Here is a 21598-nt window from a genome sequence, read left to right as displayed (position 1 = left end):
TAAAATTTTAAGAAAAGTCTTTAATCTCAATGGATTAAGGGGTATAATGAAAATAGAGAATGGCTTAATTTCAATGGTTGAACCATAACATAGGATGTATTTAAATCACTCTTCCGTTGCTCTATTAATCACTCTACATGTTGTTGAACCATAACATAAGATATATTTAAATGGAAAAAACCATAATAGATAGGTGTTGTAAAAAAACGTTGAACCATAACATAGGATGTATTTAAATGTTAGTTATTTCAGAATAGGGGTGAGAATTTGAGTGGTTAAACCTTAACATTGGATGTATTTAAATAATTTAGTTCTAAAGGTTTTTTCTGCATCCTTATTTGTTAAACCTTAACATTTGATGTATTTAAATCCTTTATAGTATCTTTCTCCATCTAGCATTAATTGTCGTTAAACCTTAACATTTGATGTATTTAAATGTGATTATAAAATCACTTATGAATTGCTTTATATGGGTTGAACCTTAACATATGATGTATTTAAATATGAAGTTATTTAAAATGCGAGTTGCTTCCTGCTCGTTGAACCATAACATAAGATGTATTTAAATTATAAAATATAGAGGTGATTAATATGGGGAGAGTAAGTTGAACCTTAACATAGGATATATTTAAATTTAACAACGCGGTTTAGTTTTTTTACTCTTTTAACTGTTGAACCTTAACATAGGATGTATTTAAATTCAATTTTATCCGTATCTATTATTGTTAAAGTAGCTATTGAACCATAACATAGTATGTATTTTAATATAGAATTCGTGCATGGTTTAGTGATGCGGCAAGTATTGAACCATAACATAGTATGTATTTAAATGCCATTTGTGACTCAACAGATTGTATCTTGTCACTATTGAACCTTAACATAGGATGTATTTAAATGCTAAAGCCACAATTGCAGCAGTAATGCTGTAAGCATTGAACCTTAACATGAGATCTACTTATTTCAGTGGCAAGTTACAGAGTGTCAAGTGATAAATTAGTTGAAAGTGCTATTAAATGTTAAAATTACATTATGCCTTAAGATTAATTTTACCAACCTCAAACAAAATAAAGCTCCTCATAACCTATTGGAAATTCAAGGTTTATGAGGAGTTTCTCTATTATTTTTTTAAAAATACAAAACGGTTGGTAAAATTTTAAGAAAAGCCTTTATTTTCAAGGATTTAAAGAGTATAATGAAAATGGAAAATGGCTTAAACACAGAGATTGAACCTTAACATAATATGTATTTAAATTACTTTTTAACTGCTTTATCTAAAGCTTCTATACATTGAACCTTAACATAATATGTATTTAAATTGGTTCAAAGATAGTTTTAGACCAAGGCGACGATTCATTGAACCTTAACATAAGATGTATTTAAATAAATAAACTAATTCTCCGTCGGTTTTCTCAAATAAGAGTTGAACCTTAACATAGGATGTGTCTAATGCTTTTTTAGAAAAATTTTTACTTGGGTTTAATGATTTTATAAATTTAAATATGAATTAGTTGCTTTTAAAACAAATTGATTTAAAATTTCTCTTATCTTATAAGAGAGAAATATCAATAATTGTCCATTGTCAATAGTCAGTTCTCAATTGATGAAGTTGAACCTTAACATAGGATGTATGTAAATCCTAATTTTTTTTACCATATTTATTATATGCTATTAGTTGAACTATAACATAAGATGTATTTAAATCTATATAAAGTTCTTGTTTTTAATATAGTGTCTAAGTTGAACCTTAACATAAGATGTATTTAAATATACTAAGAATTGGATTATAGTTTTTATTTGTATTAGTTGAACCTTAACATGAGATGTATTTAAATTTTACTCCCATCTCGTTCATCTTAGAACTAATATCGTTGAACCTTAACATGAGATGTATTTAAATAGAGAGATAAGGTATACCATAGAGCTGTTAAACAAATGTTGAACCTTAACATAGGATGTATTTAAATCAAGATAAACTTTTCAAACAATGCAGGGCTGCTGCGTTGAACCTTAACATGAGATGGATTTAAATGTAGATTTATACCCCATTATTTTTCCTATTTCTCGTTGAACCATAACATAAGATGTATTTAAATAAATTTTTAGCCTTATGGCCTATAATGTTTTTTAAAGTTGAACCTTAACATAATATGTATTTAAATCTTGAACCATGCTTAGGCATTGATATATTAATTAGTTGAACCTCAACGCAAGATATATTTAAATATGTGTCCAGTTTTTCAAATCATATTCCCTTGTTTTGTTGAGCATTAACATAGAATAATTTGTTGAAGAATACTGTTTCCTATTTTATGTAAACAACCAAACCGATGATTAGCGGTGATTAATACTGTTTGCTTATAGAATTATTATTTTAAAATTAAATTTATATGCTTAAACATATATTTAGAACAGCTAAATACCTATTTTGTATTATTAACCTTTCTATTATCATTAGTATATACTACTAAATTTAGTAATGGTAACAGCTAAAGTTCCAGTGAATGTAATTATCAATAAGCATTGTAGCTAATCATACTCTGTAGAATAGAAATTAATTGCATTATGTGATATACTAATGCTGGATATTATTTATAATAAAATTGTATAAAAAGTTGGTGAGAGTATGAATGTTTTAGAAGAGTTAGAAATTCCTAATATAGATACGTTGATAGGAATAGCTTTATTTGGTAGCTTCAACACAGAATATTGGCATAAAGGACGAAGTGATATTGATATTTTAGTTTTATTAGAATATAGAAAAACTATAAGCTTTGAGTTTGAGGTTGAGGATATTTTAGAATCTGTATTTAGAAAGTATTTTTCTTATGATAATATTCATATCACTTTTTTATATATGAAGGAATTTGATTCAACATTAGCAACGGAATTTATCAAAAGTGAGAACAAATTAATTATAGATAGTTTAAAGTATATGGATTTTAGACTATACGTTAATAAGTATAGAAGAAATAATCAATGGCTAGAGAATTTAGTGGAGCAAGACAAAGAAATTCTAAGGAGAAAAAGAAATGAGTCCATATTATAAATATAAAAAAAAACGATTAGAATTAAAATTTAAAATAGCTCAAGATACCTTAGCTTTAATGCAAGGTGCAATTATGGAGTATACTAATACTAAATCTGTATATATTAGAAGAGCAATATTAGGATATTTTCAAGATTTTACAGAGTATATCATAGATATGTGTGAAACTTATCTTGTTATGATTGATAATTATATTGATGGAGTATCAGGAACAGAGCTAATTAAGAGAGCCAGGATTCATGGTTTTTTAGATGATACCCTATGTGAATTTTTGATTACTATAGTTAGATTAAGAAATAGATATACTCATGATTACTACAAAAGAGAAGGTGTAGAAGAGGATATACTAACCTGTTGCTTTTCAGAAATTATGTATCTTCAGATATTTTTAGAAATAACAGAAAATGAAATACATTTAGTAAAAACAAATAAAAAGAATAGATAATATTTTGTATTTAATAAAGCAGCTAGGAATTGAATTTGTAGGTTTAACTTCTAGCTGCTTTATTTGTATATTTAGTTTTACTTAGAGCTATTTACTATGATAGATAGAAAAAATGTGGGAAAAATGAAATATAACTATTCATTTTTATTTTATGATGTTGATGAAAAAAGAGTGGGAAGAATATTTAGAATATGTAAAAAAATATTTGTCTCATTTTCAAAAGTCAGTTTTCAGGGGAGAAATATTAGGAGTTCTCAAAATGACACAGGGGAAGATCCTATAATATAATTTTACCAACCTCAAAAGAATTAAAACTCCTCATAACCTATTGAAAATTCAAGGTTTATGAGGAGTTTTTCTATTATTTTTTAAAAAACACAAAATGGTTGGTAAAATTTTAAGAAAAGCCTTTATTTTTAGTGGGTTAAAGGATATAATGGAAATGTAGAATGGCTTAAGCACAGTGGTTGAACCTTAACATGAGATGTATTTAAATTCATCTTGTTTTAACTTGATATATCTAAACCCTCTTAGTTGAACCTTAACATTGGATGTATTTAAATAACTTTTCCATTTTCCAAAACTCCTTTCGATTATACGTTGAACCTTAACATAAGATGTATTTAAATTAGCAAAGTATTGAGTAAAATCATCAAGTTGTTTATTGAACCTTAACATGGGATGTATTTAAATCCTTTACTAAAGTTTTGTATTAATGTAGCTGGTAATTGAACTTTAACATAAGATGTATTTAAATAACTCTTTGCAAATTTCACACTCTGCGCCATTTCTCGTTGAACCATAACATAGGATGTATTTAGATTCTTCTCTTAAAGTTTTTATGATTGGATCTTATTTTGTTGACCCTTAACATGAGAGGTATTTAAATTTTTATTTAATGTTGTTTTTATATAAAATATACCTAAAAGATAAAAAATTATCATTAGATATAATCATAAGCAATATTAATTATCTTAATATAATATAAAATATGAGAATGAAGATAAAAAATAAGGATTAAATTTGCAAATTATGCGAATTTAATCCTTATTAATTTATATATTGACAATTATTTTACATATAAAGAAGGTGTTTACAAAATCACATAGAATGTATATATCTATATACTTAGTAAATAATTTGAAATATAAGATTTAACTGTGGAGGGAGAGGGAAGTTTGAAGAAATATGAAAGTCTAATTTATGGTTTTAAACAATATATAAAAAATGTAAATAGTGAAAAATACAGCAAAATAATTTTTGAAGAAGTAGAAGATGAATTATTAAAGCGGGCATATGATATAGCAATAGGCAATATTCACTGCAAACAAGGAAATAAGTCAGTTATATATAGTTTAAAGAATATTTTTAAAGATAAGGATAGTTATATACCATTACAGGAGTTATCATTTGATGAAAAATTATTAGTGAGAACAAAGGATGTCACCATAGATAAGGAATTATGGAATGAATACATTGATAAAACTATAGAAGAAGTAAATAAAAAAAAATTAGATTATGAGAGTTTATATTATCTGCTAATGAAAAGGTTATCTACCTTGCCTGCTATAAATAAACCTAATTGTAATGTTTCATTGTTTGATGTTTGTAAAGTGACCTCTGCTATTTATTATTGTTTAAAAATAAATGAAAAAGAACTTTTACTTATAAAAGGTGATTTTTCAGGTATACAAAATTTTATATTTAGAACTAAGAAAGAAGATGCATTAAAAACTCTCAAAGGAAGATCTTTTTATTTAACATTATTACAGGATTTATGCTCAAAATATATAGTTAGAGAATTAAATTTAAATATATCAAATGTGCTTTATAGTGGAGGAGGAAACTTCTATATATTAGCTAGTAAAGCTGATATAGAAAGGTTAGATAAAATTAAAAAGGACTTAAGCAATATTATTTTAAAAGCACATAAAGGTGAACTATATATGTCACTAGCTTATGTAGGCTTTAAGGTTGAAGATTTTGAGTTCTTTTCAGAAATATGGAAAAGCGTAGGAGAAGAATCAGGAAAGGCTAAAACAAGAAAATGGAGCGAAATAGGGCTTAAAGAGAACTTTGTAGATATATTTGGACCAATTGATAGTGGAGGAACATTAGATAATACCTGCAGTGTATGCGGAAGTATTTATAAAAACTTAGATAGTGAGAATAGATGTAGCTTGTGTACATCCTATATACAGTTAGTTGAGGACGCAAGTAATAAGAAAATTTATGTGGAAAAAAACATAAAAGATCATGATATAAAAACAGAAAGTTATAGAAATGTAAAAGAAATATTTAAAGCCTTAGGATATGAAATATTCTTTTTAGATAAAATGGAAAATTTAAATAGAGAGATACAAACTAGTTATGCTATAAATAATTTCCAATATGAAGAAGCTGAAGGATATACATTTAAAAGTATAAGGTTTATTAAAAAATCCCTTGACGATATTTCTAAAAGCCAATGGAATCTAGGGGATAACAAAATTGGAGTTTTAAAGCTAGATGTAGATAATTTAGGAAGTTTATTTATACAAGCTAAAAGTATTGGACAAGTTATGACATTAAGCAGAAGCTTGAGTATGTTTTTTGAGGGATTTGTGCAAGAAGCAATAGTTAATGAGTATATTCCAAAGGCATATAAAGAAGGTTTAAAGACAAAGAACTGGAAGGAAAAAATAACAATAATATATGCTGGAGGCGATGATACCTTTATTGTAGGGCGATATGATGAAGTTTTTGAGTTTGCATATATTTTAAGAAAATTGTTTGAAGTATATACACAGGATAAAGGAAAGACATTTTCTGCTGGAGTAGGAATGTTTGACTCTAACTTCCCAATTTTACAAACAGCTAATATTACAGAAGGGTTTCTAGAAAAGGGAAAATCTAGTGTTGGAAAAGATAAAATCTGTTTTATGGGGGAAGTATTTAGTTGGAATGAGTACTTTGAGATAATGAAATTAAAAAATAAGATAGAAAGTTTATACAACTTAACTGAGAATAATGCTTTGTTTGAAAAAATAGATAAAAGTACAAAAGGATTTAAGTCGGTATTTAAAAGAGATGGTAAAGGTATTAATTATTTAAAGATATACAGATTATCTTATTATTTAAGAGAATTAAATAAAGGTGATGCTAAAGAGAAAGTTGAGGATCTAATAAATCAATATGAAGAATTATGCTTAAATAGCATTAAGAAATCGACACCAGAAGTAGGTGCAATGATAATACCATATGCAAATAAGTGGGCTAGGTGTAATTGCAGAAAATTATAAAGGGAGGAATTTTGTATGGGTGATTTTGGACACGATAGGCAAAAAAAATTTAATAATAAATCTAATAAAGGTAATTATGGAAAGTCAAATAAAGGGTTTAGAAATGGAGAAGACATTAGACCTTTAGAGAATTACTTTAAATCAAATATATTAAAAATATCTTCACTAAATGAGGGGTATGATCAATTCATATTAAATGCGAAAAAATATGCAGAATTTTTAAAAGATAATAAAATGAGTACATCACAAATTAGAAAAATTTATTCTGAGATTATGAGTGCAGATACAGTTATGGAACTCAAGAGATTAAGACCCAAACTTGCTTATGTACATGGGAAGAATATAAAAAATATTGCCATAACAAGCTTACTAGCAATAATTGATGAAGGGTTAGAAAAGTTAAGTTTAGAAAATAAAGATATGGAAAAAGAATCTATAAAAGAATTTATGGAAACCATTGTTGCCTACAGAAAATACTATGGTGATAATAATTAAGGAGGGACTTTTATGAGCGAAATATTAGGAAGATTAATAATAGATGGAGAATTAGTAATTAAAACAGGGATTCATATAGGAGGGGGAAATAGTAGTTTAGAAATTGGGGGCATTGATAGTAGTGTAATTAAAAATCATAAGGGAGAGCCTTATATACCAGGGTCTTCAATAAAGGGAAAGATGAGAAGTTTAACTGAATTAGCTTATGGCAAAAGTAGTGGAGAACCATGTAAATGTGGCGTATGCCATGTTTGTAAGATATTTGGTATATCTGCAGGGAAAAATGATGATAAAAAAGAAACACTTCCAACTAGGATTATAGTGAGAGATGCTTTTCTAAGTGAAGATATATTAAAGTCTATGAAAAATAAAACTGGAGATTTTAAGGACTTAGAATTTGCTTACACAGAATCAAAGTGGGAAAATACCATTAATAGATTAAGTTCATTTGCAAATCCTAGAGTACTAGAAAGAGTGCCAGAAGGGGCAATTTTTAATTTTGAGATGATATATACTATTTACAATGAAGAAGACATTGAAAATATTAAGTATTTAGTAGAAGGATTAGAATTTTTACAGGATGATTATTTAGGTGGAAATGGAACTAGAGGATATGGACAAGTTTCCTTTAAGAATATTAAGATGTATAAAAAATTAATTAAAAATTATAAAAAGGAATTAATTAAGGAAGCAAGCAGTTTAGAGGAGATATCTAAAGATTATATTGAGAAATTCAAAAAAGACTTTCAGTTATAGCAGGTGGTGGCGATGAAGAAGGTTATATTGAAATTTAAAGATAAGTGCAAGATTCATATTGGAGAAGAGCTTTATGATTACATTCCATCAGATAAGTTATATTCTATGCTTATTAACTCTTTATCTTTTATCTATTCTAAAGAAGAGATGAAAAAGATAGTTGATGCTATAAATGAAAAAGTTAAAATATCTTCAGCTTTTTTAGGACTTAATATAAGCAGAGGAGATATAAACGAAAAGATAGAGTTTTTACCAAAGCCCTTCTTATTAATAAGAAAGAAAGAAAATACTTTAGAAGATGAAGAAAAAAACATCTTAAACAGAAAGAAATACAAAGGAATTTCTTATGTATCGAAAAATACCATGAGTAAGTTAAGTAGAAACTATGATAAGAGCCTTGATTATATTGATTATAGCTTTGATAAGGGCATGCTTATTGGTAGAAAATATTATTTTGAAAAGGAAGAACTTTTACTTCCTATAGATAAAGTTTTAGAAGGTTATTCACCAATAGAAGAGGAAACTATACAAAGAAATGCTATTGACAGATTGTCTAAATCATCAGTGAATACTTATTATAATTCCTACAAAATTATAAATTATAAAGAGGAAAAGGATATTAAAGTAATTCCTTATTTCTATTTTTATATACAAGATGAGGAAGATATATTAAAGCAAGAAATGGTAAAAACTTTAGAGTTGGTATCTTTAGGCGGAAAAAGATCATTAGGAGCGGGAGTGGTAGAAGAAGTCTATATTGAGGAAGAAAATCTTTTAGTTAACGAAGGTGACCTTTTTATAAATTTATCTATGATTTTTCCAAAAGTAGAGGAAGTAGATAAAATAGGTAAATACATATTAGAAAATAGAAATGGTTTTATTTTTTCAAAATTCTCCACTAATATTAAAAAACCAACTATTAGAATGATTAAAGAAGGTAGTGTATTTACTGGAATTGTAGAAGGTGATATATTCACCTACAAAAACAGTGAATTTAGTCATCTAGTTTATGTATATGGAAAAGCCTTTTTATATCCAATTGGAGGTGAGAGTTATATTGATAGGTAAAATAATTCCATTAGAAATTAAAACTCTCTCTCCTACTGTTATTACTGCAGAAGATAGTAAAAAATTAAGTCCTTATATAGATTTTATATTAGAAAAAGGTGAAGTAGTAATACTAGATAAAGATAAAATTACAGATATACTTATAGAGAAAGAAGCAGAATTTAATCTTTATATAGATATTTTAAAAAACAAAAGTTCAAATAGTAGGGACAAGTTCCAGATTAAGGACCTATTGAAACGTAATCATATAAATCTTGAAGAGGTAACAGAAAAGAGAATAAAATGCTATTCTAATAAATCAGTGGAAATAAGCCAGTGCATGAAAACTAGAGGTTTTGCATTTATACCAGGATCCTCATTAAAGGGGGGTATAAGAACATCTATACTTTATCATAAAAGTAATAAAACAATTGATGAAAGGTATATTAATAGAAATACAGGTTTTAAGAAAACCTATGTTGGAGAAGATTTTTTTAGAGAAAACACTAGAAGAGTTAATGAAGACATATTTAAAAATTTAATAGTTAGAGATACATTAATAAATAAAAATGTAAGCACAGCTATTTATGAAATTCAAAACTTTAATCTATATGAGTCTATAAAAGTAAATGAATCATGTTTAAGTTTGCAAGTATTAGTTGAAGCCATAGATAAAAACGAATTGCTAGAAACAGAAATCATATTAAAGAATGGTTTTAATAAAAAGGCATTATTTATGCAGATTAATAATTTTTATGAAAAAGTCATTAACAGAGAACTTAAAGAGATAAATAAATTTAAGGGAGAAGAAGTTAAAGGTTTAATAAACCAATATAATTTATTATTAGATAAGATAAGAGAATTTAATGATAATAATAAGGGTTTTCTTATGAGGGTAGGAAAACTTAAGGGATTGTTCAGTAATACAATAAATGTAGATTTAAATGATGATTTACTTTATATGATATCTAATAATAAAAAGAAAAGGAAAAAAAGTGAATTTCCAACATCAAAATGGATTGTGTCAAAAGATGGGATGTTGACAGAAAGTCTAGGTTGGATAGAGGTAAAGGAGAGATAGCATGGAAAATACTTTAATAATGAACTTAGGAACCAATGATATTAAAGTTATCGAAGGGAAAAGTGATAAGTTAAAAAGTATATTTTCAAATAATGAAGAGATCATAGAGATATTAAATAATCCATTCAGTATTGGAAAGAACTATAGAAGATTCACAGAGTTGTTGTTAGAAAAAATAGATGATGCACTTGAGTATGTAGAGTTTCCAATAATTAAGGCTACAATAAATAAATTAAGAGCTGAATTTGGAGATAAAAAAATAGATAAAGTAATATTATTTTCTACAAATCAAACTGATACTAAAAATAAAGCAACGGATACTATTTTTCTTGGGAAGATAATTAAAAAAATGTGGAGTAATAATAAAGATTTCAAAATTAAAATTGGTACAAATAAATTTAAGCAAATAGGTGAATTAAAATTATTTGAAATAAATGAGAATCCATCTGACTATGATATCATGCATAAATACTATCTTAGAAAGATTTTAGAGTTAAATGAAAAGAATGATTTAAAAGAATTATATATTAATGTTACTGGCGGTACTCAAGCTATGAATACAGCATTGTTAATGAATTCTATAAATTATTTTCAAGGGAATATTCATTCATATTATACAAAATACGGGGAAGAAATAGCTGAAAAACTTGATATATCATACAATTTAAGGAAAGAAAATTTTAAAAATGACATAAAATTATTGATTAAAGGTCAAAATTATGATGCAGCAGAGATAATATTAAAAGAATTTAAAAAGAATTTTCCTAAATTGAATGATGAAATTGAAATAATAATTAGTACATTAAAATCAGGTAGAAGTAGAATTCAATTTGCTTTTGAAGATGCCATATATTATATACTACCATTAAAAGATAGTAGTAATAATAGGGAATTTGCTAAAAAAATATATGATAATATTGAAATTTTGAAAAATAAAGATAATATATATTGTAAATGAAGTTAAAAATAATGCTATATTTCAATATGAAAAGGGTGCATATACAGATTTTTAAGGTAGAGTATATAGATTACAGGAAGAAATGCATAAATTAATATTAGATAATAAAAAGATTATAACTATAAATAATAAAGGTGAAGCTTATATTAATAAAACACTTCAATTAATTATGATTTTGAAAAATTAAAAAATATAAAAATACAAGGCAGAAAATTGGAGATATGAAGACAGAATTCTTTCAGTAGAAGCTATGGAAAAAATAATAGAGATACTATTAGAAGATGATGAGATTAGTACTAGTATATTGAGTGAATGCAAATTATTAAAAGATTTAAAAATTCTTAGAAATAAAGTATATTAGCTCATGGATACGAAGGAATATCAGAAGAAAAAATCTATGAAAATTTCAAAGGAAAAGATATAAAATTATTTTTAGAAGATCTTATCGATAATGTTATAAAAATGCTAGATAAAGAGAGTTTATGATGATTTTTATAAAAATGATGGAATTTTTAATAATAAGTTACTAGAGTTAGTAGAAATTTACTAATATGAACTACTATGAGTTAAAAATAAAAGTATTACTGAATGCTGATGTACATTTTAATGATACCCCTTATAGAATAGGGGTATTTATAAATAATAGTATGCTTAACAATTCGTTGTTAAAAAAAGTCCATAAGGAGAAAATATATAAATATGTATATGATACTTTTTATCCTAGAGAAGAAGATGGAATTTATAAAAAGGATAAGAAATATGAATTTAGACTTAGAAGTTTAAATCTTCAATTATTAAATAGGCTTGCCATGGCATTATATAATCATAGTTATTATGATATTCAAGCTATAGATATAGATCTAAATGTACATGAAGTAAATAAGATTAAGGAATTGTATACAGTAAAACCTTTAATAATCACTATAGATAATAAGCCTTGGCTTAAAAATAATTTTACAATAGAAACTTTGAAAAAGAGGCTTAATGACAACCTAGATAAAAAGCTCAAACAATTTGAAAAAGATTTAGAGAAGAGAGAAGATGATTGTTCATTTATTAGAGAAATAGAAGTACTTAATAGAGTACCGATGAAATATTCCTATAAGGGAATAAAACTTTTAGGAAATAAAGTTAAGATAATAGTAAATGAAGATGAACACAGCCAAAAGAAAGCACTAATGGCTATTGGTCTAGGTTTGGGGGAAAAAGGTAGCAGCTTAGGTGCGGGTTTTTGCATATATAATTAGATTTAAAGTATTTTACCAAGTAGCTAACTTAAGTAAATTCAGCTAAGATATTAATAATTGAGGATTTTAAGACTATTGCTATAATAGTTTTGCTATTAATGGAGTTATTTGGTAAAACACTTATAGAAGCTATAGATATCAATGAGTTTAGATATATGCATACACTTAAACTCATTGATTTTTCAATGGTTAAACCTTAACATGAGATGTATTTAAATTAATCAGGTGTTATTATTTTTTCATTTGCAGTAGTATATTGAACCTTAACATAGGATGTGCTTATTTCAGTGACAAGTTACAGCATGTCAAGTGATAAATTAGCCAAAAGTGCTATTAAATTTACATTATGTCTGAAGATTAATTTTCCCAACCTCATATGAAATAAAACACCTCACAGCTCATTGAAAATTCAATGTTTGTGAGGTGTTTTTATTAATTTTTTCAAAAATACAAAACGGTTGGTAAAATTTTAAGAAAAGCCCTTATTCTCAAGAGCTTAAGGGGTATAATGAAAATAGAGAATGACTTAAATACAGAGATTAAACCATAACATAGGATGCATTTAATACTTTTTTAGCAAAATTTTTACTTGAACTTGATGGTTTTATCAATTTAAATATGAATTAGTTACTTTTAAAACAAATTGATTTAAAATTTCTCTTATAAGAGGGAAATATCAATAATTGTCAATAGTCAATTCTCAATTGATGAAGTTGAACCTTAACATAAGATGTATTTAAATATCTATCTCCAAACAAAACTTATCCCTCCGAACCATGTTGGACCATAACATAAGATGTATTTAAATTCTAATGATGATCCGTACATTGGAAAGTGAGGATTTGTTGAACCATAACATATGATGTATTTAAATCTAAAAGAAGATTTATTAGAATAATATATGTAAGATTTGAAGAAAGTTTGTAAATATGAAAAAACTATGATAGTATATAGGCATATAAGGGATTCCTTATATATTTTTTTGCAATTTTTAAGTTGTATTGCTATTCTTATAAAGTTGTAAAAAGGAAACTAAAAATAATTCTTATTTAATGATTAAGCTGTAAAAGATTAATACATATAATAAATATAAAATTTCTCTTCTATGATTTAAATAAAGGAAGCTTTATATCATATCAATTTGGTTAAGTAAGTGAGCATATCAAATTAGAAAATTGGTATAACTACGTAAATAAATTAGATTTAAAAATTCTAATATTTTTTCAAGTTAAGATTCTCTAAGGCTTAAATATGATATTATTACGAGTTTATGAGGGTCCTATCTATCCAAAAGAAAAATTCCTAAAATATTATAGAGAAATTTCGTAATTTTAGTAGATAAGTAGTTTTTGTGAGCTAATCATAAAATAGAATTTATAATAACAAATGGGAGAAATGAAATTATGCTAGGTTTACCAAATTGTCCAAAATGTAATTCAGAGTACACTTATGAAGATAGAGGTCTTTTTGTTTGCCCAGAATGTGCACATGAGTGGACTTTAGAGACAGAAAAGGAAAATACTGAAGATAAAAAAGTTATCAAAGATGCTAATGGAAATGTATTAAATGATGGTGATTCTGTAACAGTAATCAAAGATCTTAAAGTAAAAGGAAGCTCATCAGTTATAAAAATAGGTACAAAGGTAAAAAACATACGTTTAGTTGATGGAGATCACGATATTGACTGTAAAATTGATGGCTTTGGAGCTATGAAATTAAAATTTGAATTTGTTAAAAAGATATAAATTAAATTTTACATAAGTTCTGGTATAGACACTGTAAAAAATGAAGAAAGAGCAGATAGATTTATTTTTATATAAATCTATCTGCTGTTTTTTATTGGGTTCTGTTTTAAGGTTATATTAATAAATTTACATTATGGAGGATATCATAGCATGGTTAACATTAGCAACAATTCAGAATATGTCCTAAACTATATAAAATTTTCCCAACCACATCTAAAATAAAACTTCTCCTAATCAATTGAAAAATCAAGGTTTAGGAGGAGTTTTTTATTAAATTTATCAAAAATTCAAAGTGGTTGGGAAAATTTTTAATAAATTCTTTATTTTCAATAGCTTAAAGGGTATACTAGAAGTAGAGAATGGCTTAATTGCAGTGATTGAACCTTATACAATTGAAAATTGAGAATGGATAATTGACAATTAAGGTTAAAATTAGTTTTAATCAAACTAATTTTTTTAAAAACAAATGGATTTTAAATTTCTCTTATAAAAAGAGAAATGTCAACAATTCTCCATTGTCAATAGTCAATTCTCAATTGATGAAGTTGAACCTTAACATGAGATGTATTTAAATTAAATGACCAATCCATTGCAAGTTTCTTTATTACATGTTGAACCTTAACATGAGATGTACTTATTTCAATGACAAGTTACAGAGTGTCAAGTGACAAATTGGTCGAAAGTGCTATTAAATATTAAATTTACATTATGTATGAAGATTAATTTTACCAACCTCAAATAAAATAAAACTCCTCATAATCTATTGAAATATCAAGGTTTATGAGGAGTTTTTCTATTGTTTTTCTAAAAATATAAAATGGTTGGTAAAATTTTAAGAAAAGCCTTTATTTTCAAGGGCTTAAAGAGTATAATAAAGATGGAGAATGGCTTAAGCACAGTGGTTGAACCTTAACATAGGATGTATTTAAATTTTGTTGGATCTTATCTTCAATATATGATAATCGTTGTTGAACCTTAACATAGGATGTATTTAAATTTTTGAACAAATGCTTGTTGTTGCTTCAGTATCTCAGTTGAACCTTAACATAAGATGTATTTAAATGTTATTTCAGCCAAATCTTTTTTTAGATAACCTTTTGTTGAACCTTAACATAGGATGTATTTAAATCTATAAACCATTTGTTTCTGCGTTAATACTCATTATTGTCGAACCTTAATATGAGATGTACTTATTTCAATGACAAGCTACAGAGTGACAAGTGATAAATTAGTTGAAAGCGCTATTAAATCGTTTAACTTCATTTTTGAACTTACAAGTTTAACTATAAAATATAAATGACATAGCTATAATAAATTTCAATATTATATGTTTAAAAAATCATATAGTTATAAAAAAAATAAAATAACTTTCAACCTATCTAAGTAAAAAATTACTTAGATAGGCTATTTTTTATTTAGAATATTTTTATGAGATTTAATGAACTGTGGAGAAAAATGGAGTAATAGAGGGATAAGGTTAGATAAAGAATGAATTGTTTATTCATTCTTAGTGGAAGACACTTTATCATAGGAAAACCTACGTAGAAGTGGCTGTAAGGATTTGTAAAGAATATATAGGTGGGCTAGAATTAAAGTATGTATATACATTATTTTAATAACTAGTATAGAAAAAGGAGTTGATTTTATGAATAGGGCTATTTTAAGTGTTGATTGGGACTATTTTGTAAAAATTATACCTCAGTGGTGTGGCTCCTATATTGAAAACCAAAGAGGACTTCTTTCTGCTTGGTATAGAAGATATATAGAAGAAGGTATAAAGGGAGTTAATTTAGAAGAGGAAATAAAGGTAAGTAAAGATGCTTTGAATTTTTGGGATGAGATAAGAAATAAGTTTAATTTTTCAGAGGATATAAGGGTTTTTGTTTCTGACTCTCATAAGTATTCTTATGACATATCAAAATATTATGATTGTGATGAAGTTTTTTTATTTGATGCTCACAGTGATTTGGGGTATGGTGGTTTAGCTTCTTTACGTTTTGAACTTAACTGTGCTAATTGGCTAGGAATATTATTTAAAAATAATATTATTAAAAAAGCTAATATATTTTATAGTCCCTACACCTTAGAAAAACCAGAAGATTTCGAGGAATTAAATAATAATTATGAGATAGATTACTTAGATTTTCCTAAATTTAATGAGAAAAATAACATTGATGCAATTCATATATGTCGTTCAGGAGGATGGACACCACCATGGCTAGATAATGACTTTTATAAATTTATTAAAGCATTAAATTTACCCTATAAAGAACTAGAAAGTTTAAAGAGAATTTGGAGGCCTAAAGAATTAACATTTTCAGAAGAAATTAATTATTTAATAAGTTAACATAAGAATCCACCAGTAAAAATGGTGGATTTTTTCATAAAATAAAATTAGATTTCCATGAAAGGGAGAGTATTGTAATTTTTAAGTGTCTACTATACAAGTATATAGATTAAGCTATTCAATAAGAGATACGCACTTTATATAAAAATTAATATAGATTGCTTGTTGACTAAAATTTTTATAAGATGTTAAAATTAGTCCATAGATTATGATGGAATATAAAATATTGTATTAATACAAAAGATTAAATGTATAAGTAGTTACATTCTTACATAAGTTAAATTTATGGATTTTATGAAGCATAAACTAATTTTAGAAGGGATGCTTAGTTTTAATGAAAGAACCTATAACAATTGAAGTATTAAAGGAAAAGTTAGATTTTTTTAAAACTATATATGATAGTATAAGAATTATTGATCCTGTAAAGAAAAATGTAATGGATTATAAAGAAAGTAGTATTAAAGAAACTAACGAAATTTGCTATAAATATTGGAGTAGTCAGAAGATTTGTGATAATTGTATTGCAATGAGAGCTTATATAGAAAATGATACCTTTATGAAACTAGAAAATACAGCTGAAAAGCTTTTTATGGTTACAGCTATACCCACAGAAATTCAGCAGCATAAAATTGTTTTAGAGTTATTTAAAGATGTTACAAACACTATGATGGTAGGTAGTGGAGAATATGAAAGTGGACGTAGCTTAAAAAACTCTTTAGTTGATATGAATAATATGGTTGTTAAAGATGACTTAACTAATATATTTAACAGAAGATATATCAGCGAAAGATTACCTGCTGATATTATAAAAAGTGTTATTGAGGGAAAACCTTTGTCAGTATTAATAGCAGATATTGATAAGTTTAAAGAAATTAACGATACTTTTGGACATATTGTTGGTGATTTTGTAATAAAAGAAATTGCTAACATTTTATTAGGTTGTATTAGAGGCGATATAGACTGGATTGCAAGATACGGTGGAGATGAATTTTTAATATGCCTTAATAATACAAGTAATAATTCTGCCTATAGTATTGCAGAAAGAATGAGAGTGAAAATTGAGGAAAAGATAATTCAAATTGAAGATAAGAAAATAGAAATCTTTGCTTCCTTTGGTATATTCACTATGTTTAAAGAGCAATTGACTAGTGAAGAAATAATTGCTTTAGCAGACCGAAATCTATATGAAGCTAAAAAAAGAGGCAGAAATAATGTGGTTAAATAAAATTTAATCATATTTTAAAGTAGATATTTAAAATATAGATATCCTAGGTGATAGGCTAAAATATATCTTAAAAAATAAATTTTCTATAAAAATAGTATAAACCCTTAAAATTAAGAATGGTGGATTTTTATTATGTAAATTAAAGATATTTCTTAGATAGATAAGAAATATCTTTAATTTTATATAGAAAAGATAATATATCATGTTTACAGTTAAAAATGATAAAATAAATGCATGATTGGAAAAGATAATTAAAGTTATTAAGATTTTAATTTAATGTGGAGGAAATATGAATTTATTTGTTATAGGTGATGTTCATGGATGTTATTTAGAGCTTAAAAAACTTATTGAAGAACATTGGAATAGTAAGGATGAGTTATTTATTCAAGTTGGAGATTTAATTGATAGGGGAAGTTTTTCACCTAAAACTGTGGAATATTGTAGAGAATTAAAAGAATAGTTTCCTAGTAATGTGGTATTTTTAGAAGGAAATCATGAATTTGAAATTATATATCATTTCTTAAATGAACCTAATGAAAATTGGTTAAGGCAGTGTGGATATGAAACTTTAGAGCAATATAAAAGTGAAAATAAAAATCCAATTGAAGATGTAAATTGGTTTTTAACTTTACCTTTATATTGGGAAAATGAGAATATATTTATAAGTCATGCAGGCCTATCTGAAATTACTTTAAATTGCTTTGATGAAACAGACCCCCATGGGGTTCTATGGAACAGAGGGAAAATAAAAAATATAAATAAATTACAAATAATTGGACATACTCCCTGTGAAAATAGGGAACCTATTTATAATGAGGAAGAGAATTCTTTGAATATTGATACAGGAGCTGGGTATAAAGAGGGAGTTTTAACCTGCGTTAAATTAAATGAAAAAGGAGAAATATTAAAAATTATAAAGATTAATACTTAATATTATTTGGAGAATTATATTTTTATTTTAATGCATTTAAATAGCTTTATTTAATGAATAAAAGGATTTTAGAAGAAACTATGGAACTTATCTATAACAGGAATTTTAATATTAAATAATAAAAGGAGAATGATTATGTATTTTGAAAAAGCAGGAAGAGAGAATACTATAAAAACAATTGAACTTGCAGTTAAAACTGCAAAGGAAAGAGGAATTAAAAATATAGTTGTGGCTTCTAGTGCAGGAGATACTGCTTTACTATTAAAAGATAGTGGATTAAATGTAGTAGTTGTTACTCATGTTAATGGTTTTAGAGAAGCTGGTATTCAAGAAATAAGTGAGGAAAGAATGGAAGAATTAAAGAGCTGTGGATTTAAGGTATATACAAGTACTCACGTATTGTCTGGTGCTGAAAGAGCTCTTTCAACAAAATTTGGAGGAATTTCTCCTGTAGAGGTTATGGCTTATAGTTTACGTATGTTTGGACAAGGTGTTAAAGTGGCAGTAGAAGTAGCTACAATGGCACTAGATGGAGGGACTATACCATATGGAGAAGATATAATTTCTATAGGTGGCTCAGGGAAAGGTGCAGATACGGCAATAATATTAACTCCAGCACATGGTTCAGCTATACTAGATACAAAAATTAAAGAAATAATTTGTAAGCCATATAATTTTTAATAAATTCCTTTATTTAATAAAATTTACAAAGTGTAATAAATGTTACAGAAATATTTGCCTAAAAGTAATAGAATTATGTTAAAATAAGAATTTTACTTTGGGGGTACTTTTATGGCTAATATTAATAATTTAACTAGACAACATATTGAAATCTTAGAGATGATTTATAATATAAAGAAGCTTATAAATAAAGATTTAGAAGTGGAATGCAGTGAAATTGCAAAAAATATAAATTTACTATCAGGAAAGCTAAGAATTCACTTAGAGAGTGAAGATAAATTCCTATATCCAAACTTATTAAAAAATGAAAATGAAAAAATTAAAAATATAGCTAAGTGTTACATTGATGAGATGGGAGATATACTTAGTATATTTAATAATTATAAAAATCAATTTAATACTAGGAGTAAGATAATTAATAATAAAGATAAATTTATTATTAATACAAAAGAGGTTTTTGATAAAATAGAAAAAAGAATGGAAAGAGAAGATAGAGAGCTATATAAATTACTCTAAGATGTATTAAATAAATAAGTTGAATATACAGAAACAAGATGTTAATATTAAACTATAAAGAAAATATTTGCACAGGGGAGCTAGTAAAACTGGCTGAGAGTAAAAGTGTGTACTTTTAGACCCTTAACCTGAACTGGATAATACCAGCGTAGGAAGTGTGTTTGGGATATTTAAATTTATCCTATATTTATGCTGTAAACATAAGCACAAATCCAAAACTGGATTTGTGCTTTTTTAATTTTAAAATATTCAGTAAATTTGAGAATTATCTTAAATTGCATCATTAGCTATGCACAATAAATTTAAAAGGGGGAATCTTTATGAAAACTAAAAAAATAGTATTATCTGCTATGTTTATTGCTATAGGCGTATTAGGGTCATCTATTTATATTCCTATGGGCGTTGCAAAGTGTTTTCCTGTACAACATGCTATAAATGTTGTATCTGCAATAGCGTTGGGACCTGTAAATGGAGCAGCTATAGCCTTTTGTATATCACTACTTAGAAATATTTTTGGCACAGGGACCTTACTTGCTTTTTCTGGCAGTATGGTAGGGGCAACTTTAGCAGGTTATTTTTATAAAAAAACAAAGAAAAATTTCATGGCAGTAATAGGAGAAGTAATAGGAACAGGAATACTAGGATCATTGATGTCCTTTCCTATAGCTAAATTAATTATGGGAAAATCAGTAGGTGCCTTTGCTTTTATAATACCTTTTGGTGTAAGTACAGTAGTAGGAAGTGTAATTGCTTATCTTTTAATTATGGTATTTGAGAAAACTAAAGTTATGAAAACTATTTAATCTTATATAAGGTTAAATATCTATAATTGTAGGGTAAGTTTAGAGTTTAAGGATATCAATTGATAATTAAAGATAATTCTCATAAAGTTTTATAATTGTTAATTTTAAATAATTGTTTAGAATAAGGGGGAACAAAATTTGAGTGAGTATAAACATATAGAAGATGTACTTGAAAAGGGAGGTACTATTTTGGGGCTTATAAAAGATAAAAAGCCATTAATACATCAAATAACTAACTATGTAAGTTGTAATGATTGCGCAAATATAACTTTGGCCTTAGGAGCTTCTCCAATAATGAGTGAAGATGCAGAAGAAGTAGAAGAAATAGTATCTCAGTCTTCAGCACTTCTTATAAATATAGGTATGTTAACAAAAGATACACTAAAATCTATGATATTGGCAGGGAAAAAGGCTAATAGTTTAAATATACCTGTAGTATTAGATCCTGTAGGAATAGCTGCATCCAACTTTAGAAAGAGTTCTATTGAAAAACTATTAAAGGAAATCAACTTTTCTGTAATTAAAGGAAATCTTTCAGAAATCAAAGCCTTATGTGGACTTAAAACCAATTCTAAAGGGGTAGATAGTGAGGAAAATGAAGAGGGTATTGATTATATAAAAGAAGGAAAAGCTTTAGCTGAAGCTTTAAGCTATAAATTAAATTCAGTAATATGCATAACTGGAAAGATAGATATTATATGCTATAAAGATATATGTTATATAGTAGAAAATGGACATAGCATTATGAGTAAGGTCACTGCCATGGGATGTATGATGGGAGCTGTAATTGCAACATTAGTTTCCGTAACTAAAGAGCATTTAATATCAACCCTAATAGCAGTAACATTACTAGGAATTTGTGGTGAATTAGCTGAAAGAGAGATAAAAAAAGGAATCGAAGGCAGCGGAACTTTTAAAATAAAATTTTTAGACCAAGTATATAATTTTTCAGAGGAGAAATTATATACAAACCAAAAAGTTTATAAAGTGTAAT

16 protein-coding genes, 2 pseudogenes and 1 riboswitch are annotated in these 21598 nt (G+C 26.4%); all 18 genes and pseudogenes read left to right on the top strand.

The window, feature by feature from the left end; translation table 11 throughout:
• Positions 1 to 2623 precede the first annotated feature (2623 nt).
• The 18 genes and pseudogenes from ACY1IQ_RS14910 (at position 2624) to thiM (ending at position 21597) form a co-directional block, all read left to right on the top strand.
• Positions 2624 to 3046 carry a nucleotidyltransferase domain-containing protein gene (locus tag ACY1IQ_RS14910; protein WP_461614699.1) on the top strand — a complete coding sequence of 141 codons (423 nt, stop codon included), beginning with the start codon at positions 2624 to 2626 and terminating at the stop codon, positions 3044 to 3046.
• Positions 3030 to 3491: a hypothetical protein gene (locus ACY1IQ_RS14905; protein WP_461614698.1), complete on the top strand. Its 462-nt coding sequence runs from the start codon at positions 3030 to 3032 to the stop codon at positions 3489 to 3491. The genes ACY1IQ_RS14910 and ACY1IQ_RS14905 overlap by 17 nt, the downstream gene beginning before the upstream one ends.
• 96 nt (positions 3492 to 3587) lie before the next feature.
• A pseudogene (locus ACY1IQ_RS14900) lies at positions 3588 to 3735 on the top strand (CRISPR-associated endonuclease Cas2); the annotation flags it as partial.
• 934 nt (positions 3736 to 4669) lie between these two features.
• Positions 4670 to 6772 carry a type III-A CRISPR-associated protein Cas10/Csm1 gene (gene cas10, locus ACY1IQ_RS14895; protein WP_461614697.1) on the top strand — a complete coding sequence of 701 codons (2103 nt, stop codon included), beginning with the start codon at positions 4670 to 4672 and terminating at the stop codon, positions 6770 to 6772.
• Positions 6773 to 6787: 15 nt separating this feature from the next.
• A complete protein-coding gene (gene csm2, locus ACY1IQ_RS14890; RefSeq protein WP_461614696.1) occupies positions 6788 to 7267 on the top strand; it encodes a type III-A CRISPR-associated protein Csm2 in 480 nt (159 codons plus the stop codon).
• A gap of 12 nt (positions 7268 to 7279) precedes the next feature.
• Positions 7280 to 8023, top strand: a complete 744-nt coding sequence (gene csm3 / locus ACY1IQ_RS14885; protein ID WP_461614695.1) for a type III-A CRISPR-associated RAMP protein Csm3 — start codon at positions 7280 to 7282, stop codon at positions 8021 to 8023.
• A gap of 12 nt (positions 8024 to 8035) precedes the next feature.
• Complete coding sequence (gene csm4 / locus ACY1IQ_RS14880) at positions 8036 to 9091, top strand: type III-A CRISPR-associated RAMP protein Csm4 (protein WP_461614694.1); 1056 nt, start codon at positions 8036 to 8038, stop codon at positions 9089 to 9091.
• Entirely contained in the window at positions 9081 to 10151 is a 1071-nt protein-coding gene (gene csm5, locus ACY1IQ_RS14875) for a type III-A CRISPR-associated RAMP protein Csm5 (RefSeq protein WP_461614693.1), read from the top strand. The genes csm4 and csm5 overlap by 11 nt, the downstream gene beginning before the upstream one ends.
• A 1-nt stretch (position 10152) precedes the next feature.
• The gene (locus ACY1IQ_RS14870) at positions 10153 to 11109 is read left to right on the top strand and encodes a hypothetical protein (protein ID WP_461614692.1); all 957 of its coding nucleotides are present in this window, start codon (positions 10153 to 10155) and stop codon (positions 11107 to 11109) included.
• Positions 11110 to 11660: 551 nt separating this feature from the next.
• Entirely contained in the window at positions 11661 to 12356 is a 696-nt protein-coding gene (locus tag ACY1IQ_RS14865; protein WP_461614691.1) for a CRISPR-associated endoribonuclease Cas6, read from the top strand.
• Positions 12357 to 13759: 1403 nt separating this feature from the next.
• Positions 13760 to 14101: a zinc ribbon domain-containing protein YjdM gene (locus ACY1IQ_RS14860; protein WP_461614690.1), complete on the top strand. Its 342-nt coding sequence runs from the start codon at positions 13760 to 13762 to the stop codon at positions 14099 to 14101.
• Positions 14102 to 15746: 1645 nt separating this feature from the next.
• The gene (locus ACY1IQ_RS14855; protein ID WP_461614689.1) at positions 15747 to 16448 is read left to right on the top strand and encodes an arginase; all 702 of its coding nucleotides are present in this window, start codon (positions 15747 to 15749) and stop codon (positions 16446 to 16448) included.
• A gap of 334 nt (positions 16449 to 16782) precedes the next feature.
• Positions 16783 to 17673: a GGDEF domain-containing protein gene (locus ACY1IQ_RS14850; protein WP_461614688.1), complete on the top strand. Its 891-nt coding sequence runs from the start codon at positions 16783 to 16785 to the stop codon at positions 17671 to 17673.
• 289 nt (positions 17674 to 17962) lie between these two features.
• Positions 17963 to 18604, top strand: a pseudogene (locus ACY1IQ_RS14845) (metallophosphoesterase family protein).
• A gap of 135 nt (positions 18605 to 18739) precedes the next feature.
• A complete protein-coding gene (locus ACY1IQ_RS14840) occupies positions 18740 to 19285 on the top strand; it encodes a pyruvate kinase alpha/beta domain-containing protein (RefSeq protein ID WP_461614687.1) in 546 nt (181 codons plus the stop codon).
• Positions 19286 to 19396: 111 nt separating this feature from the next.
• Positions 19397 to 19801: a hemerythrin domain-containing protein gene (locus tag ACY1IQ_RS14835; protein ID WP_461614686.1), complete on the top strand. Its 405-nt coding sequence runs from the start codon at positions 19397 to 19399 to the stop codon at positions 19799 to 19801.
• Positions 19802 to 19864: 63 nt separating this feature from the next.
• A riboswitch (TPP riboswitch) is annotated at positions 19865 to 19973 on the top strand.
• Positions 19974 to 20121: 148 nt separating this feature from the next.
• Positions 20122 to 20604 carry an energy coupling factor transporter S component ThiW gene (thiW, locus tag ACY1IQ_RS14830; RefSeq protein WP_461614685.1) on the top strand — a complete coding sequence of 161 codons (483 nt, stop codon included), beginning with the start codon at positions 20122 to 20124 and terminating at the stop codon, positions 20602 to 20604.
• 138 nt (positions 20605 to 20742) lie between these two features.
• The gene (gene thiM / locus ACY1IQ_RS14825; RefSeq protein WP_461614684.1) at positions 20743 to 21597 is read left to right on the top strand and encodes a hydroxyethylthiazole kinase; all 855 of its coding nucleotides are present in this window, start codon (positions 20743 to 20745) and stop codon (positions 21595 to 21597) included.
• Position 21598 lies beyond the last annotated feature (1 nt).

This window comes from Clostridium sp. Marseille-QA1073 (assembly GCF_054863625.1).
This window is presented reverse-complemented; position numbering and strand designations above follow the sequence as displayed.

What these genes read in the sequence shown, in the direction of transcription:
- ACY1IQ_RS14910 (WP_461614699.1), top strand. Translation starts at nt 2,624, where the DNA reads ATGAATGTTTTAGAAGAGTTAGAAATTCCTAATATAGATACGTTGATA.
- ACY1IQ_RS14905 (WP_461614698.1), top strand. Translation starts at nt 3,030, where the DNA reads ATGAGTCCATATTATAAATATAAAAAAAAACGATTAGAATTAAAATTT.
- csm2 (WP_461614696.1), top strand. Translation starts at nt 6,788, where the DNA reads ATGGGTGATTTTGGACACGATAGGCAAAAAAAATTTAATAATAAATCT.
- csm3 (WP_461614695.1), top strand. Translation starts at nt 7,280, where the DNA reads ATGAGCGAAATATTAGGAAGATTAATAATAGATGGAGAATTAGTAATT.
- csm4 (WP_461614694.1), top strand. Translation starts at nt 8,036, where the DNA reads ATGAAGAAGGTTATATTGAAATTTAAAGATAAGTGCAAGATTCATATT.
- ACY1IQ_RS14870 (WP_461614692.1), top strand. Translation starts at nt 10,153, where the DNA reads ATGGAAAATACTTTAATAATGAACTTAGGAACCAATGATATTAAAGTT.
- ACY1IQ_RS14865 (WP_461614691.1), top strand. Translation starts at nt 11,661, where the DNA reads ATGAACTACTATGAGTTAAAAATAAAAGTATTACTGAATGCTGATGTA.
- ACY1IQ_RS14860 (WP_461614690.1), top strand. Translation starts at nt 13,760, where the DNA reads ATGCTAGGTTTACCAAATTGTCCAAAATGTAATTCAGAGTACACTTAT.
- ACY1IQ_RS14855 (WP_461614689.1), top strand. Translation starts at nt 15,747, where the DNA reads ATGAATAGGGCTATTTTAAGTGTTGATTGGGACTATTTTGTAAAAATT.
- ACY1IQ_RS14850 (WP_461614688.1), top strand. Translation starts at nt 16,783, where the DNA reads ATGAAAGAACCTATAACAATTGAAGTATTAAAGGAAAAGTTAGATTTT.
- ACY1IQ_RS14840 (WP_461614687.1), top strand. Translation starts at nt 18,740, where the DNA reads ATGTATTTTGAAAAAGCAGGAAGAGAGAATACTATAAAAACAATTGAA.
- ACY1IQ_RS14835 (WP_461614686.1), top strand. Translation starts at nt 19,397, where the DNA reads ATGGCTAATATTAATAATTTAACTAGACAACATATTGAAATCTTAGAG.
- thiW (WP_461614685.1), top strand. Translation starts at nt 20,122, where the DNA reads ATGAAAACTAAAAAAATAGTATTATCTGCTATGTTTATTGCTATAGGC.